Source organism: Burkholderia vietnamiensis LMG 10929, from assembly GCF_000959445.1.
In the GTDB taxonomy this organism is placed as follows: Bacteria; Pseudomonadota; Gammaproteobacteria; order Burkholderiales; family Burkholderiaceae; genus Burkholderia; species Burkholderia vietnamiensis.
In genome coordinates, this window is the sequence record NZ_CP009629.1 from 57,056 (window position 1) to 73,615 (window position 16,560).

Annotated in this window: 17 protein-coding genes; all 17 read right to left on the reverse strand. The window is 58.3% G+C overall.

All coding sequences use genetic code 11. From position 1 onward, the window contains the following. Positions 1 to 6: 6 nt before the first annotated feature. Positions 7 to 312, reverse strand: coding sequence for a hypothetical protein (locus tag AK36_RS34130; protein WP_196481225.1), 306 nt, complete (start codon positions 310 to 312; stop codon positions 7 to 9). Between the two features lie 370 nt (positions 313 to 682). Beyond that, positions 683 to 916, reverse strand: coding sequence for a hypothetical protein (locus AK36_RS32360; RefSeq protein ID WP_144410598.1), 234 nt, complete (start codon positions 914 to 916; stop codon positions 683 to 685). A 189-nt stretch (positions 917 to 1,105) separates the two neighbouring features. Beyond that, positions 1,106 to 1,396 (reverse strand): H-NS histone family protein, encoded by a 291-nt coding sequence (locus AK36_RS00300; protein WP_045577605.1) that lies wholly within the window; start codon positions 1,394 to 1,396, stop codon positions 1,106 to 1,108. 339 nt (positions 1,397 to 1,735) lie between these two features. Further along, complete coding sequence (locus AK36_RS34685) at positions 1,736 to 2,560, reverse strand: restriction endonuclease (protein ID WP_080938564.1); 825 nt, start codon at positions 2,558 to 2,560, stop codon at positions 1,736 to 1,738. Then, positions 2,557 to 2,826 (reverse strand): hypothetical protein, encoded by a 270-nt coding sequence (locus AK36_RS00310; protein ID WP_045577570.1) that lies wholly within the window; start codon positions 2,824 to 2,826, stop codon positions 2,557 to 2,559. Before AK36_RS00310 ends, AK36_RS34685 begins: the two co-directional genes overlap by 4 nt. An 88-nt stretch (positions 2,827 to 2,914) precedes the next feature. Then, on the reverse strand, positions 2,915 to 3,610 hold the full coding sequence (locus tag AK36_RS00315; protein ID WP_052691523.1) for a lytic transglycosylase domain-containing protein: 696 nt from the start codon (positions 3,608 to 3,610) through the stop codon (positions 2,915 to 2,917). Continuing rightward, positions 3,604 to 4,161, reverse strand: a complete 558-nt coding sequence (locus AK36_RS00320) for a hypothetical protein (protein ID WP_144410599.1) — start codon at positions 4,159 to 4,161, stop codon at positions 3,604 to 3,606. The genes AK36_RS00315 and AK36_RS00320 overlap by 7 nt, the downstream gene beginning before the upstream one ends. A gap of 83 nt (positions 4,162 to 4,244) precedes the next feature. Further along, positions 4,245 to 6,770 carry a type IV secretory system conjugative DNA transfer family protein gene (locus AK36_RS00325; protein ID WP_052691524.1) on the reverse strand — a complete coding sequence of 842 codons (2,526 nt, stop codon included), beginning with the start codon at positions 6,768 to 6,770 and terminating at the stop codon, positions 4,245 to 4,247. Positions 6,771 to 6,828: 58 nt separating this feature from the next. Beyond that, the gene (locus tag AK36_RS00330; RefSeq protein ID WP_144410600.1) at positions 6,829 to 8,643 is read right to left on the reverse strand and encodes a KfrB domain-containing protein; all 1,815 of its coding nucleotides are present in this window, start codon (positions 8,641 to 8,643) and stop codon (positions 6,829 to 6,831) included. 35 nt (positions 8,644 to 8,678) lie between these two features. Beyond that, positions 8,679 to 10,283, reverse strand: a complete 1,605-nt coding sequence (locus AK36_RS00335) for a KfrB domain-containing protein (RefSeq protein ID WP_144410601.1) — start codon at positions 10,281 to 10,283, stop codon at positions 8,679 to 8,681. Between the two features lie 129 nt (positions 10,284 to 10,412). Then, a complete protein-coding gene (locus tag AK36_RS00340) occupies positions 10,413 to 11,558 on the reverse strand; it encodes a KfrB domain-containing protein (protein ID WP_144410602.1) in 1,146 nt (381 codons plus the stop codon). Positions 11,559 to 11,667: 109 nt separating this feature from the next. Beyond that, positions 11,668 to 12,210 (reverse strand): KfrB domain-containing protein, encoded by a 543-nt coding sequence (locus AK36_RS30215; RefSeq protein WP_052691525.1) that lies wholly within the window; start codon positions 12,208 to 12,210, stop codon positions 11,668 to 11,670. A gap of 53 nt (positions 12,211 to 12,263) precedes the next feature. Next, positions 12,264 to 12,554, reverse strand: coding sequence for a hypothetical protein (locus AK36_RS32365; protein WP_144410603.1), 291 nt, complete (start codon positions 12,552 to 12,554; stop codon positions 12,264 to 12,266). 235 nt (positions 12,555 to 12,789) lie between these two features. Continuing rightward, positions 12,790 to 14,079 carry a helicase HerA domain-containing protein gene (locus AK36_RS00345; RefSeq protein ID WP_045577575.1) on the reverse strand — a complete coding sequence of 430 codons (1,290 nt, stop codon included), beginning with the start codon at positions 14,077 to 14,079 and terminating at the stop codon, positions 12,790 to 12,792. A gap of 107 nt (positions 14,080 to 14,186) precedes the next feature. Next, on the reverse strand, positions 14,187 to 15,317 hold the full coding sequence (locus AK36_RS30220; protein WP_052691527.1) for a ParB/RepB/Spo0J family partition protein: 1,131 nt from the start codon (positions 15,315 to 15,317) through the stop codon (positions 14,187 to 14,189). 12 nt (positions 15,318 to 15,329) lie between these two features. Continuing rightward, positions 15,330 to 16,076, reverse strand: a complete 747-nt coding sequence (locus AK36_RS00355) for a ParA family protein (RefSeq protein ID WP_045577576.1) — start codon at positions 16,074 to 16,076, stop codon at positions 15,330 to 15,332. A 2-nt stretch (positions 16,077 to 16,078) separates the two neighbouring features. After that, positions 16,079 to 16,411, reverse strand: coding sequence for a hypothetical protein (locus AK36_RS00360; RefSeq protein WP_045577577.1), 333 nt, complete (start codon positions 16,409 to 16,411; stop codon positions 16,079 to 16,081). Between the last annotated feature and the right edge of the window lie 149 nt (positions 16,412 to 16,560).

The following is a 16,560-nucleotide window of genomic DNA, read 5'->3' on the forward strand; positions in this document are numbered from 1 at the left end:
CCGGCGTTACAGCAACTCGGTCTGCACTCCATTCAACCTCAGGATTTCGTGCTCCGTCACCCCTTGCTGCAACTGCTCCGCCGCTTCCAGCAAGATCGTGTGCTCGATCACCTGCTGGTCCAGCAGCCGACCCAGCAACACCACCTCTCCCTCCGTCTCCAGCGCCTTGAGCTTCGCCGGTGAGTTGAGCGCCCAGCGGTCGAGAATCTTCCACGCGCGCAGGTGGAACGGCTCCGACCGAACTGAAGAGATCGTCTCCGTGGAAAGGACCCGTTTTGCCACGTCCAGCGGCTTCATTTCTCCGGTCAACATCTTTTGCTCCTGTCTGTTCATCCACTGGGTTCGCAGCGGCATCTTCGTTGATTCGATCGATCGCCGCAACGGTCTCATTGAAACTGAAATCGAACGCAAGTTGGGCCTGTTGGTTGTTTCGCTTCATCGCGAGCCTTTCAACGTAACGTGAAATTTGCTAGGCTCTCGCTGCCTAACGGCAGGAGGCTTCGGCGTGGCTCACTGGCCCAATCCAGTGTGCTCGTGATCCAGGCGTGCTCCAACACGTCTGGATCGCTTCCTTATCGAGCCGCGCGCAAAGCCCTTGGGCTATGCAACGCGCTTCACACTGAATGATATAAATAAATGATTAACCACTCATCCGACTATAGTCGGCAAACCTCTTCTGACGTCAGAAATCCTCCCCGTCAAAGAGAGAATCCGTGATCGGCTTCAGATTCTCCACCTTCACGGCAAACTTCACGGTCTCACCATTCTTCCCGACGCCCTCGACGACCATCCGGCTTCCGGGCGCCGGACCAAGAACGCGGACCACGTATCCCCTGCGCAAGGTCGTACTGTATCGACCGTTATATCGCGCGAGCGCTTTGGGTTCCGGTCGCCACGATTCTCCTTGTTTGCTCACCAGAATGCCTCCTCGCACGCTACTTACCGCGAAAGCCGGTTAGTCGACCATTGCTGCGTCATGAGCGATTATCCAATCCGCCCACGCTATCTCGACCACCGATATTACCCACCATCGATGTGTGAGCGGTGATTCAAGATACCAGCCAACGTTGGCGATAGCTGGTGCGAACCTAGAACTTAGGTTCTCCTACTCCTGAACGATCAAATAGGCGCCGCGATCTTTGCCGGCAATCCAGGCAGGAGGCTTGCCTCGGCCGCTCCACATCTTGCCAGATGCCGGATCGCGATACTTCGCTTCGACAGGCGCGCGCGACTTCTTCTCACGCTTGCCGGCCAACTCCCCGACCTTGATCGCAAAATCAGCCATCAGTTGCCGGATGGTCGTCAGCGCTCCTTCCCGTTCTTGCGAGCGGGCCGTTGCGATCTGCTTATCGAGCGCAGCGCGCTCGGCCAGTAGCTCTCGGTAATTCTTAGTCATAGGTAAATCAAGCTCCAAAAATAAAGGTGGTACCGCTCTCATGCTTTTCGAATCAGGCAACGCGGAGATGGCCTGCTAATGCTAGCGCCGCAGCAGAATGATATCAAGCTATTTTTATATCACTCTGAAATTTGATTCGGCATCATTTCGCCGTAGAGCATTTTCTGTAACGCTGAAGCGCATGGAATGCCCAAAGGGTCGCGGGCAACCATCCCACGATGCTCAACTGGAGCAGCAAACAAGCTACGCTCGCTGCAGGGCGCCGAATCGTCAAGAACGTCAACCAGGGAAACACTGCCGCGATCGCAAGACGCTTCAGCCCTTGCTGTAGCTTTCGGTCTACCGCCATCCGTCAGATCCCTCAGTTTCCTCATCATACGCACGAGTACCATTGCATTCTGGATAGGCAGAGCACCCCCAAAGAGCGCTTCCGTGTCTCCGCGAATACCGTCGGCACATTGGGTGCCCGCAGTCCGGACATAACGGTGCGCTGCTTCCTAATCTCGAAATCGCACCAGATCCACGCTGCACCGATCCTACAAGTTCCAGCAAGTTGTCGCCGCTGACCAACTCGATGTCCTTCCCGTCAGCGAAGGCCCGCGCGTCACGTGTGAATTTCCCCACGCACACGATTTTCACGCCCGACGCCTGATGATGAAGCATCAGACCGGCCATTTCCCGTACAACGCTCGCGCCTACGCTATTCGCGCGCCACTGCTTGCATTGCACGAGGATTTTCTCGCGCGGCCGTATCAACACGAGATCTACACCGCCATCGGCTCCTCCTTGGCCAACGACATTCACGACATATCCGAGTCTCCTGTAAGCCTCACCGACGAGCCGCTCAAATTCTCTCCAGCTCAACTCCTTCAGACTATTGAGGTTTCGCTGCGAGTCCAGCAGCTGGCCGCGCAAGTCAGCTCGCCACGCAGCGACCAGGCCGGACAGACAACCGACCGCGGCCAGCACTAGTGCGAACCGCAAGGACCAGCGCGACGCGAACAGCAACGCAAGTGCGTCCCATCGAGCCCGGTGTTCAGAGACCGCAGCATGATGCAAGGCGATCCAAGCCACGAGGACCGCCAGCCCGAGCATCGGACCAATCCACCACGAAGCGCCCCACGGCAAAAGCCGCACGTGCCGGGACCGGCGGCGCCTCGTCATCCTTGCGGCTCCGTTACGGGGCAGCTTTTGTCGGCGTGAGCTTCAACCATTCGGTATTGCGTGACCAAAAGCGTCACCATGCTCGTTTTCTCACCCAACCAGACCTTGCCACTAACTCGCAAAACCCCGGCCTCACGGGGCAGCGTGACGCGCGCTGCGTCGAAGGCGATGTTCACTCGCGCATCGTGCGTCTCCAGCACACCGAAGACGCGATCGCGGTACATGTTGCCCGCATTAGGTTGGAAAAACCCCTCGACGTCGTGCATGACCGGCAACCGCTTACCTACACGTCGCAACGCTGCAAGCAGCGTAGACGGCCGTTGATCGAAAGTAGCCGTATTACCTCCCCGTCTCTCAATGAAATTCAACGTCCAACTCCGAAAATTTCGCCTGCAACAGCCCGCTGGAGCGCCGCGACTCACCGTACGCGCGCGCCGATCGACGCACCGATCCTGCAGGACTAGCCGAGACCGTGCGCAATGCTGTCGTTCTCAATTCCGGCACTGTCGCGCCGGCATTTGTCACAACGCGCTGAACGTACCCATTCGAGAAGCCGGAGTCGAAATTTCCCGTGTTATAGGCGGATATCGCCGCGAGCAACGCGGTTTGCTGATCCTTGTATTGCCTCAAAGCGTTGAGATAGAAGTCAGTCAGAATCTGCCCGCCCGCTTTCAAATTCACGCACGGATCGAGCACCTGCTCAACAGTGAGGCCAAGGCGCGACAGGTTCTGACTACTGACCTGCGTCAACCCGATATCGACCAGATGCCCGTCATTAATCAGCGACTTCGCAATATCCGCAGCCTCTTGCGCTGTGCTCGGGTAGAAGCTCCGCACCATCGACTTCCGAAGCGACCACGGCAAATTGCGAGGACCGCTGTCCGCGAGCACGTACATATGACCGCGGGACTCGGTACGCACGATCGCGCTCAACGTAGTCGGGTGTACGCCTGGAGCACATTGCGCCATTAGCGTTGTGAGATCCTGCGCATGGGCAGCTTCCAACGTCAGAAGCACGCCAACCACAGCGCACATCAGTCGGATCAGCATCGCTTCACCTCCTTGCTTTTATAAAATGACATCAGTGCTCGCTCGAGCCTTGCGGCGATCGCATTCGCACCTTTCTCATCCCAGCCGCATCCGCGGAAGGCCGCCGTCCCCTCGTGCCGCAGGACGGACGGCTCCAACCAACCTCCCGTATCCGGAAGCGCCCGGTCCACGCCTCCGACGGCCACAAGAAGTGCAAATTCTTTCGGACATTCGATCCTTAGCCAGTCTTGTATCTGCGCTCGATCGCTGAACTGGTCGTAATGTTGCGCGAGCACTCGCGACAACTCACTACCGATCATGTCGCTCAAACCCCACGGCCGCGCATCCCCTTCAAATCGCTCAAAATCGACAGGCGACTCGATCGCCACGACTCGCCGGCCGAACTGCCCGTCGCAGTTCGCGGAAACGAGCAGCACGAGCAATAGCCTTTCCATCGCGGAGATCCGCGGCCAGAATGTTGTCCAACGCGTCTGATAGCTTTCCAGCGATTCGAGGCACCAGTTGTACCGTTGCAAGAGCTTGAAAAGGTGTAACGCTGCGTCGCGCGTCATCTCCACGGGTTCCCGACCCGGTAACACCTTCACTTTCACATGAGACGTTGCCGCGCGCACATCGCCCAAATTTGCGCTCGCCATCAGCTAACGGCCCCCTGCTTGCCCGTATATTTGATCGCAACTTCCTCCCCGATCTTCACTACCCTATCGAGCTTCGATTTGCGATGCACGGATACCTGCGCACGGTCCTGCAATTTTTGTAGGATCACGTAATGGCTCGTATCGAGCAACACGCGTCCCGAGTAGCGCCGATCCGGCACCACGCGCTCGATTGTCGGCTCGATTTTTTCGCCCTCCTTTTCCTCCAGTTCATGGAAATAGTCGCGAGTCTTTCGCCGAGCTGCGCGCTCGTGGACGGAGATATCTCTGTAGAAGCCCGTCTGGGAAAAATGCCTGAATGGCGACGGATCCTTGACTACGAAATGAACTTCGAATGCTTCGTTCACGTCGAAGTCCCCGATATTGCCGACAGGCCGCGCAACGAACTTAAGATCGTCCGTCGTCAGCGGCCGATCGACGATTTCGCCGCGGCTATCGAACAATGCAAAATCGAATTCCTGCACTACCTCCCGCTCGACGTGCTCCTGCTTGACGACGATTCTCACCGGCGGAAACTCGCGATAGACGTTGATCGTTACGACAAGGTCGTTGCCTTTTTGCGGCCGTTCACAATGAACCATGAACCATTCACCGACCACCTTCCCGCGCTCGCCGGCATACGTCATAGCGACGCGGCTCGGAGGGGAGATCTTTGCCCGCTTCTGAAATTCAGGCATTTCGTAGTACTTCAGCTTCTTGCCCCGAATTGGCGGATGCCCCGTATTGAAGACGAGAATCTCGTCTCGCGGAAGCCTCATCACTTCGTCCTGCGTGAGAAGATTGCGCTCCACGTGCTCTTCTGAAATGCTCATCTGTCCGAGCATCGCGCTTAAGCGGTTGCCCGAGTAGGACACGTTCTGTCGCTTTACTGTGGTTACACCCGTCCGCCGTGAGATGTCGTCGGCCGACTGCAACGTGTTTGGCGCGTACGCAATACGCAACTGGCACCCGGCCGATATCGTCTCGTTATCCCCATAGACCTCCTTCAGTTGGATCCCATCTTGCACGAACAGGAAGGCCGTGATGCCGTAACCGGCGAGATACCCTAGCCCGTCCTGCAACTGCTCGAGCTTACGCAATGACGGCAGTTCATCAATTTGAAGAAGCAAGCGATGGAGATAGTCCTTTACGCTCTTGCCATCCTCGAACGCCATGTTTGCGGTGAGTCGGCGCAACAGGAATGTGATGAACAACCGGATGAGCGGGCGCAGCCGTTCCTTGTCGGACGGCGGCACGATCAGGTAGAAGCTAACGGGTTTCGCATGATTCATCAGGTCCGTGACGCTGAAGTCGGACCTCGCTGTATTCCTGGCCACGATCGGCTCCGTGTACAGGCTCAGCTTTGTCTTTGCCGTCGAAAGAACGCTATTACGCTCCTTCTCTTCCTTGTTGAGCATTGCGCGTGCGGAAATCGCAACCTGCGGATGAGTCTTCGTTGGATTTCCGCCTGAGTCCAGCCATCCCATGCTGCCGTCCGGGTCGTGCTCCGCCTGCAACATTCGAAGGAACATCTGTTCGGGGTCTTCAAAGCTCGGATCAGCCATGTACGTTGACACGCCAGTCAGCGACTTATCACGCTCATAGTATTTGACGTGAAGAATTAGCCCGGTGAGAAACTCGTAGGACGTGCTGACCCAGTGATCGTCCATGCCCTCGCCGTCCGGGTCCGCGATCGCCTGTGCGAGGTTCTGCGCGTCCATGACATCGTATTCGCTAAACGCTCGGAGCTCGTCCAACGCGTTCCAGCATGCTGCTACGTTATAGCGGCTCCTGCCGTCGATACTTTTCTGATCAAGCGCTGTCGGGTCGAACCGAATAACAAGCGTGCCGGCGGTATGCCGGAAGCCGCTCGTCAGCTCGAAATTCTCCCCCTTGATGTCATTCGTCGCCGTACTCTCTGGGTACGACAGCAGCGTAGTAATGACTGGGCCAACGCCCTTACCGCTTCGACTTGGTGCCTCGCAAAGCGCATGTGCGGGATCGCTGTAACGCATTACCTGCCGGCCGGCCGACGAGTCGAACAGTCCGACATAGAGTCCCGCGGCTTTAAATCGCTTGAGCCGGCGACGCCACACCGGCCCTTCCCAACGTTCGTATGAGATAAGCCCCATCTTCTGCACATCACGCTCCGTCGCCCACCTGGCTGAGCCATGAAGCTCGTCGTGCGATTCGCTTTTCAGGCTTCGTCGGTAATAGAGCACGAATCCGGCGACGGTGCTTGCGACGATCCCGGCGCAAATGATGTAGAGCATCCTGGACACGTACGTGCCCAGCAACCCCTTCGCACCGACCCATTCGGACGCCCACTCGATACACGAGAAGGGCTGGTAGATTTTGACTCTGCTTCCGAAGTGGAAAGCGGCGTCGCCGAGGCCATCCTGATATTGAACGGCCGCGGCGAAATACTGCGTCGCGCACCACAGCGATAGTATTACGCCAAGGCAAAAGAGGAAGATGATCTGGCCGCTGAAGCGAACCGATTGATTTCGCTGCCCCGCCACGCGCATAGCACACCCGATAGTGATTTAGATATAGCATAATCCTACCTCAAAATCGGGGTGCCAACTAGCCGTAGTATCTCTCGCGGCTCATGCTCTTGTCTTTCTCCGCCGTCTCTACCTGGCCTCGACCGTTGCTGTAGACGATTTGAGCAGCCTTCCCCACTGAGGGCACTTTGTCCAGCCGACTAAGATCGTGCGCTACGGCGGTTTGCCGCCCCACATTCTGTACGGCGTGCGAGGACGTGTTGCCGACCACGGGACCTACGTAGCGCCCATTATCGCGCGCAGCACTCACCACCGCGCCATCACCGATTGCAGCTTTAGCGACTTCCTGCGGGGTCCGTTCGGGCATTGCTACGGCGCGCGCCAACATGGCCATGCCGATCTGCCGCCGGACTGTACTGAGCCCCTCCCGCTCATGCAGATCATTGAAATCGGTAGGACCGCCCTCGAGCGATTGAAACGCGGGGAAGGTCGCCTTGGCGTTGTGCGACGCGGCCGCCGCCAAAGCCTTTTCCCGGCCGCCATTCACGATCTTCACCGTAACATGCTTGTCGGTCGCTTCGTTGCGAATCTCGCCGACGACACGCTGAACGCCTTCGGGACTGAGTTCGTAGCGCAGCTCGATCGTGCAGTCGGGATTGCCCCGGAGGTTCCTTCGCACGCCATCGACTTCGATTTCATCCTCATCGATTTGCGGGAGTTTCAGCCTCTCGACAGCGAAGTCGGACGTGATAACCTTGCTGACGGTCCGTACGATTCGATCCTGCGTCAGGACATCGTCGTCTCCACAAACGATCAAATCACGTCCGGCGAGACGCGGCGCCAGCGCATCCATAACTGGCCCGATGTTTCCGCCGTCGAAGACCTCAACCACGGGAAGGCGCGTCGCCATATGCAGCGACGCACATGTCGCGTAACCCTCCCCGAAGAGAATCGTCTTGCCGGCATTGATGTCGCCAAGCACGTGAAAATGCCCTGCTTTCTGACCACCCTTCTCGTAGAGCTTGTTGCCCCTCGGGTCCACATATTGCAGGCTCCACACCCTCCCGTCAGCGTCGCGAATAGGTGTGACTAACTTGTCGCCGTCGAGCCGCAGCCCGAACGACTCCACCTGCTTCCGATCCAGATAGGCATGTGAGAGTGCCGGCGACAGGGACTGCCATTTTTTTTCGCACACGGCCGCAACGCGAGCGTATTGGGCGGCGGTTTGCTCTTCCTGCTGCCGGCGACTGTCCGCCAAGGCCTGTTGCCGCTGTACGCGCGCCTCAACTGCTGCATCGTCCCGATCAGCCCCGGCAATTGAATCCGGCGTCGGCCGCACATGTGAGCTTGATCGTTGTAATGAATAGCGCTGGTTATGTTCCAGCGCTTTACGGATTCGCTCGCGCTCCTCGGAGTTCATCGTGATGCCATGCGGCCGCCATGCACGATCTTCGCCCGTGTCGAAGTTCTTGATGTAGCCGTTCGCCTTGCCATCGACCAACGTCGCCTTATACGCACCTTTGAGAGCCTTGATGCTCTTGCTTGTTGACACCCTGGTGTCCTGCCACGAGCCATCCATTTTGACCGGCTCAACGAGCACGAGGCCCATGTCCTCGAGCGCACGCTCAAGGTCTGCCTCGATATCCGCATCAGACAACGGGCGCAGCGGCTCGCGCCACGCGTCGAATGCAGCGAGATCCACGCCTCGCGGGACGTACCAGAGTTTCAATGTGCGATCAAAGTCCGCACCAAGCTCGCTCGCTCGCTTGATTTCCTCGTATGGCACAAAGATATAAGTCCGTCTGCCGCGCGGAGCGCGTGCGCCGCTCGTCTTTTCTGACGTTGGAAGCTCGTGCGCGCCGCTGTCCGTTACTTCCATGCTCGAATCCAGCATTTTCCTTCCTCCCACAGGCGTACGGACAGCGCTGCTCATCGGCTATGCGACTGCGAACGCCCCTTACCCGTGTCGATCGTAGCGCGACCATTCTCGTACTGAACACGCAAGCTGCCCCCGCGTTCGATCACCTTCTTCAGGTCCGCCGCATTGAAGGCCCCCTTTTCATGAACGACGGCCACCTTTCGGCCGACGTCCTGCACAACATGATGGTCGGTCTCGTGCAGCACTTTGCCCGCGTAGCGGCCGTTGCGATCGTTCAGTGGTTGCGTCACGCCGACCGTATCCAGCGCGAACTCGTTCGCTGCCTTCAGCGACTTCGCTTTCGCTTCGGCATCGTTCACGGTCGCACCGGCCGCTGCCCTCGACTGGCTCGACACACCATCCTTTCCCGTACGTTCACGAGCCCGCTTCAGCGTTTCCAGATCCTTCTCGGTCGGCTCATAGCCGACGACCCTCAGACCGGCCATGCTCGCGTGATGCCAGGATTCGCTGCGGAATTTCTCAGTGCCCGTGACGAGGATTGCGCCCCACTCCTTTGCCTTCGCCAGCTCGATCGCCGCCTGAAAGGCGTCCATCTGCTTATCCACAAAGCGAATCTTCTCGGCTTCGTCCACAAGCGCGACGCGGCTCTCGCCCTGGCGCCGATACTCGCCGTTCTCGCCGCGCACGAACCTGCCAGCAAGCAAGGTCGCCGGACCTTGCTTTGCCGTGGCCGCGCCCTCCTTCCCGCTCGACGGCGCTTGCTCCGGAGCTTTCACGAAAGCGTCCTCAGCCCCATGAGTGGCATCCTTTCGCTCCATCGTGCCGGGGGCAGGCCGGATCGCATTCTCGATTCCCTGCTCATCAGCCGCGTGTTCCTCGGCCTCACGCCGACGCGCCGCGTCAAGCACCTCAGCCCCTGCAATGTCGACCGGTTGTACAGGATCGAGCGACGCCGATTCGCCCATTGCTTCGCGCACAAACGTGGGCGGGCTTATCGTTTTCGGACCATGTTGCGTCCACAATTCTGCTGCTCGCTTCGAATCACTCTTTGCGAAGGCCGCGAGGTCCTTCAGGATCGATTCAGCGGTCTTCCTCGCGGCAAGTCGCTCGCCTGTATCCTGAAGATATGCGTAATACCAGTTCGCTTTGGCCATACGCTCGCCCAGCGCAGCGCCCTCGTCGATGGCGGGCGCCGGCATGATCGCATTCTCGACAGCATCACGAGCGTGAGCCTCGCTCCCACGTGCATCCTGCTGCACGGGTGCGACTGCCGCGGCCTGCGCTTTCTCGGACGCGCTAGCCGTACGAGATGCTTCGCGCGACTCCTCGCTCAACTCAAAGAACGCCATCACAGCCGCACGGTCGGCGGGAGTGCGCTGAGCCAGATGGTTGTTCAGGGCATCCAACGACGGAAGCTCCTGCACGCCATCCAGCGAGCCGGCTGCGGGAAGAAATGCCAGTCGCGAAACCGCCCCGCCTTCACCCGGCGTATAAAAATATTCACCCTCCGCCGTCTTCAATTCCTTGCCCGGCACATATTCGTAGCCAGTGAGCGCGCTCGGGACGACTCGCCCCGCCCCTTGCGCCGCGGTTTCCCGCTCAGCCACGTCGAGATCCGTCACGATCTGTTCCACTCCGGCCACCGCTTGCTCCATATCATCCTCCATCTGAAAACCAAGAAATACACGCGTGAGAGACTGTCTCGGCCTGTTGCCAATCCGACCCGACGCGTTAGGGTCACATCTTCAAAAAGACTCACGGAGGCAAGAGCCTCCGCTTCGACGTCATCGCGAAAGTCCTTTGGACTTCGAACGGTCCTGCTGCGGCTCGTACACACGTCCGCGGCCGTTCTGATAGACGATCCGCGCGTTGTGCCCGACCTCGGGTGCTTCGTTCAGATTGCGCACGCGATGAAGTGCAACGTGATCTTTGCCGTTGTGCTGCAGGACGTACCGGTCGTTCGCCGCAAGCACCCGACCGGAGTAGGCGTCGCCGTTCGACACGTAGGCGTCGTGCACTTTTACGCCGTCAATCCGCTCGTTCGCGATCGACTCCATCTGATCACGGTCGGCCCGGTCGGCAACATATTCCTTGCGCATGTCGTTGACTGCGCGCGCCACGAAAGTCTTCAGGTTCACGTCGGCCACGTGGACATTTTCCTTGCGATCGAAGTGCGCCCCGTCGACACGCCGGATGCGATCGGAAAGAGTCGGATTGAAGTCAAAGCTGATCTTGTACTTGTCGCCGTCCTGCACGACCGTCACTCCATCCACGGACCGACCGAGAGACGCATCCAGCTTTTCCTCGAGCGTATGCATCTGGCTGACCGCTGCACGCCCCTTTTCCCCGTAGGTAATGGACACTTTGTCGCCCTTGAATACTTGATCGCCCAACTCCGACAATCGGTGAAGCGTCACGAAAGCGATGCCATCGCGGCGGCCAAAACCGGTCAGCTGCGCGGCATACCGATCGTTCACGCTTATGATTTCCCCGCGTAGCGATTCGCCGACCTGGTGGAAATCTGAGAGGCGCGCCGGCGGGGCTGACTCGATACCAGCGGCCTGCTGTCGCTCAACAGCCATCGCCCCTGCAAGTCGCTCGATATCCCCGCGCGAGGCGATATCGACCAGGTACTCCGAGCGCATACGAGCCACGGCATCGCCGAGCGCGTCGTACTGCGACACCGGAACCTTCCACGCATCCGCGTTTCGATCGAACTGCGCACCGTCGATCTTGTGCATTTGCGCGACAAGAACCGGGTTGTAGCCGAAACGTACGTCGTATGTGTCACGGCCATCGAAAACGACCTTTACACCGTTTTCGTCGCCATCAAGCGGATTCAACCGTTGCCGCTTCACGTCCGGGTTCACACGGGCGCGCGAGCGTCGCGATTCGCTTGCAGGCGCATTGTTGAGAGCTTCGCCACTCATGTCATTCTCCGGTTAGCTGATTTTAAAAAATCAGAATAAGGCAAAGAGAGCCGGCCGATTAGCTGCACGTCAACGTCGGCCCGACCAGCACTGCGCGCCGCTGACCTTACTATCTTGTGATTGATCCACGACTGGCGTCGCGGCCGCGATCGGCCACCACTCCGCGGCCTTCCGAGTAAGTGATTGCAACGCTTTTCCCAACCTGCGGCACACGATCGAGTTTGGCCAGCTCGTGAATCACGACACTCCCGCGACCGGCTGACTGGACAAGATGAAAATCTGATCTCGAGATGACCTCTCCGACGGTCTTCCCGTTCTGGCTTGGGGCAAGAATGCGGGTATCGTCACCGTGCTGCTCGCGCGCGGCCTTGACCGCGACGGCGTAGCTTGCCTCGAGCGCAGCTACGCTACCGGACACGGACGGCAACACCGCGCCCTGCCGAAGCCGGGCCAACTCCGCCTCTTCGGCCCGCCGCTCCTCAACCTGGCGGACGACCTTGACGATCTGGTTCATCCGTTGCTTTGAAATGCCAGCTTCGGCCGCCGCCGCAACCTGCTGCATCTCTTCCACAAAGACTAGGCGAGCAGCCTCTCGACTTGCGGCCGACAGGCCCGTCTCTCGGATCAAATCAGCAAACTCAGCTTCCGTCATACCATTTCCGAATTAGCAAAAAAAAACCGTTCGGAATATATACCACCAAGTCTCTACTTGGCAGCGCTGACAGTAAAAGGGCGCGTGATTTTGCGCGGCTCCGACCGAACGCCTACGAGCGAGGACTGCTCTTCGAACGCGTCCATGCCCTCTTTCCACGTGTTCACCAGCCATGCTCGGTAGACGACCAGATCCACGGAGCCATCAGGATTTGTTGCAAACGGCAACGGCTTGTCTACGAACACACGGCCGAGGACGCTCGGAGCCACAACCGAACCAGCTGGCGGGACATAACCGCTTTCTTCAGCAAACACCTCACGAACAACCGACGACGCACCCTTCATCACACAACTCCCAATAGGCAGAACTGGATATCCACACGTCACCCCATAAGCGACATGATACGCGAAAATTTCAGTAAGTAAAGAGTAGTCGCTATTGACTACTCTTTACCTGGTCACCCCCCGGTGCTTCTGACGTTGGAAGCCGGTCGGCAACGTTGCCCGTCCATAACACAATCTCTTACAGTGATTACATTAAGTTACATGGACGTTAGATTGTAACTTAAATATAAGACCATTAAAGCGCCACCCAGTAAGCACCCGCGTTCAGTTCGCCCTTCCTCTTCATCTGCACGACGATCCGACGATGCGGCACGATGAACTTCAGCGCGGCCTCCGGCACGCCGAACTTTCCGATCGCAGCTCGCCAGTAGTTCCTGTCGATCCCCAAGATCAATTTCGTTCCAAGACTGGATATCAGGACATCGGCAAAATCCGTCAAAGCTTGAGAGGCAAAAATCATCGAAACGCCGAATTTGCGCCCCTCTCGCACCATCTTGTTGATGATGTAGTCTTCGTCCTTGTCCTGATACAGGTGCGCCTCATCGATCATGCAAACGTCCACGATGTCGCTCTGCGGGCCGCGCTGCACCGCACGACTAAAGATCGTTTCCAGCCGCGTGATAGTGAAGAGCTTCTTCTCATCCGGACTAAGCGACGTGATGATGTAGCGCCAGACTCGGCAACGTGGATCAAGAGGGGGCGGAGTGCTGCGATATATGCCGATCGCGTATAGGTTCTCGAGGCGATCCAAGACCGACTTAATCGTCTCTTCCTGGCCGTCGGATTCAATCGCCCTGTCCAGTTCGTCCCCCGTGTGAACGCTTAGGACTGCCTCGCGGAATGCGTCGATCGCCTTCTCTTTGGCATTGTCCAGTTCACGCTGGAGCTTCGTCAGAGTCTCGTCGTTTCCGAGACGCGCGAGCGCAACCTCCTTCGCGCGCATCTGACGCGCAACGCGCTCAACTTCCTGGAAGGCCTGCACTGCCCGCTCGTCCGAGCCGACGTACATCTCCTTCAACCGCTCCCGACCGTACTCGATCGCATCGGGCAAGGTTGGATACCGCTTTCCAGCGGCCACATCCACGGCCCACGTGGAAGCATCGTCGGCGACGAAACCGTGCCGCCGGTAAAGGCCCGTCAGGAGCTTCGTAAGCGCCCGCTCTTGCCGTGGGCCAAGGCGAACTGACGTGCGATTGATCGCCGCAATGAGAGATTGGATGCGCTTGCGCACCCCGCCGAATTCGGGGTCCGGATTCAGCTCGAGGGGATTGAAACCGAAGTCCGCCGACTCGTGAAACCTTACCGCGGATTCGCCAGGAATCTCGACGTCGCCATGCGCGTCGAACACATGGATGCGAAGACGGCGACCACCTGTTTCCTGCATGGCCTGCGCTATCTTGCGCAGCATCGTAGTCTTTCCCATACCGGAATCTGCGAAGGCGGCGATGTGCGGATTCACAACAGTGTCAGAATCCCACACAACGTCACCACCACTTTGGGCATTCAAGCCCCATCGAATCTGCACGGCTGATTGCTTCCTTGTCGGTGTTGGACGGTTCTGAATGCGTTTTGTGCTTTTTTTATATTACATCGCACCAAACGAAGAGGCCGGAGATTCACTCCGGCCTACTTTCAACGTACCGATCGGTTGATCGCCTCCGCGAGCACCATCGGCAACTGCGCGTCGTCGGCCGGGAGATCCATTCCCAACTGCCCAATCGCATGCTTCATCTCTTCGACCGGAAGCATCACGGACACCAAGTGCGCCTTGCTCGGCAACGCGCCCCGACTGAGCAGCAACTCGATCTGCTGAAGGGTCAGGCGAGCCTCGCGCTTTCCGAGAATAGCCGGGTTCAGCGCGCCCGCACCTTCCGGAATTACGGCATCGCCACCACTGTCCTTGATCTGACGCGCCGGCGCTGGCGCGCTCCGTGCCGCTTCACTCGGTTGATACGTCTCGCCTTGCGGCGCCTGCTGCTCGACGAATTCCTGAACCCTCCGCGCCAACTCGGGATCAAACTGCTGTTTAGCGTCGGCTGATGGTTGCGGCACCGGCGTAGTCGAAGCGCCTCCTTTCTTCGTGCCGTTCTTAGCGGCACGAATGTCTCCAGAGGTCAGCGCGCGGTTTTCGCGCTGGGCCGTCTCCTTCAACTCCTTCTGCTTGCTCTTCGGAAGCGCCCGATACTGTTCGAGAAGCGACGCGTAGGTGATGATGCCCGAGTCGACCACATCCGCCCACTTGGGGTCGAGCAGTGCCAGGATGCGCGAAATGTATTGGCTGCTCTGGTTGATAATTTTCGCGAGTTGTTGCTTCTGTAATTCCGGAAATTCCTCCAGCGTTTCCTTCAGGAAAGCCGCAGTTTCCCTGTCGGAAAGGTCTTTTCGCTGAAGGTTTTCCGCCAATTGAGCAAGCTTGAGCTGAGCCGCCGACAGCTCTTGCCGGATCATAGCCGGGATTTTTTCGGAATCGGGTGCACCGCGATCACGATTCAACTTGAACGCCCGCCACCGCCGCTCACCAATGAGAATTTGGTAGCGGCCATCGTCCTTCTCTCGCAGCGTGATCGGCTGCAGGAGACCAACGGCATTGATGTTGTCTGCCAATTCCTCCAACGCCTGCTGCGTCTCGGGATCGATCACACCGTCGACCGGATAAAACTGTTGGCGCGGCTGCTTCGGATCAGGATCAATAAGATCGATGTCGACCTTGAGGATCTGCGCCGTCGGCGCTTCGAGACTCTGAAGAAAGTCCAGCGTGCTCATGTTTTCATTCCCTTATGCGTTCAGTTCCAATACGCGGGCGGCAAAAGACTTCCACTCGTCGTTGAGCTTTTTGTCGCGCGAATGCTTCCAGACCGGCTTGAAATTCTCCAAGGCATCCGACACCGCAACGCGCATCGAAAACTCGTGCAGGATTGCATTGCCGAACTTCTGCGCCAAATCTGCCCTCATCCGCTTTTGCGTGGCGGACGAACGCGAAAACAGGTTCACCACCATCCGCATGGCCAGACCGGGATTGACGCGCTGAACGGACTTGATCGTGTCGAAAGTGGAGTCAAGCCCGGTCATCGACGCGAGCTTCGGCTGGATCGTCACCAGCGCCAGGTCCGACCAAAAAAGCGGCGCAGCGATGCGCGGCCCGATCGACGGTGGAGTATCGAAAATTACATAGTCGAACGGCAAGGCCCGCACCTTCTGCCTCAGCGTCGTCGCCTGCTTGAGGATCTCGTCCTTTCGCTGGTCGAGGCCTTCAAGATAGCCGTGCCCGTGAAGCAGTTTCATTCCGTCAGCCGGCAGGTCTGTGTATTTTATTTCACCGTCGCCAAATATCTGTTCGGAGCCACCCTTGCGCTTGTTGATGCGAAGATCCTGGCTCAGAAACTGCGAGGCGTTGCCTTGCGTATCGAAGTCAACGACCAGCACGCGCTTCCCCGCGTCCTGAGCCGCGAAGGCGAGGTGGCAACAGATGGTCGTTTTCCCCACCCCGCCCTTTTGGTTGACTACGGTGATGATCTTACCCATTGTCAGCTTCCCTTTTGCGTTTCGCCAACGTTATCGTCCCGATATCCCTGCGGTAGCAACCGAGCAAGCCGTAGTGCAAGCGTCAAGGGCACATTGACCGAATCACGGCCCTCTGCGACCGCACGCTCGACCTCTTGCGCGAACGTCGCCAAGATGGCGGCCGGCAGCGCCCCCATCTCGTCTATGGCTTCCAGTCTGTCGACAACAAGCGAGGGCACCGACACACGCTCGCGGCGCGCACGGGTCTCCTCGACCGCATCGGAAAAGAGCTGATCGAATACGGGTTGCCTCACCCGAATCAGAACTTGCTTCTTCTCATCTTTCGTGTCGGACATTTGAATTCTCTCAATAGCATGATACGATGATATCAATGTAGCGCTCGAAGCGCAACATTCAATTTTATTTATATCATTCTTATGTAGAAACGGGCCGCGACTGATGCGCGGCCCGTTTCTGACGTCGGAAACGCCGACGTGCAACCGAG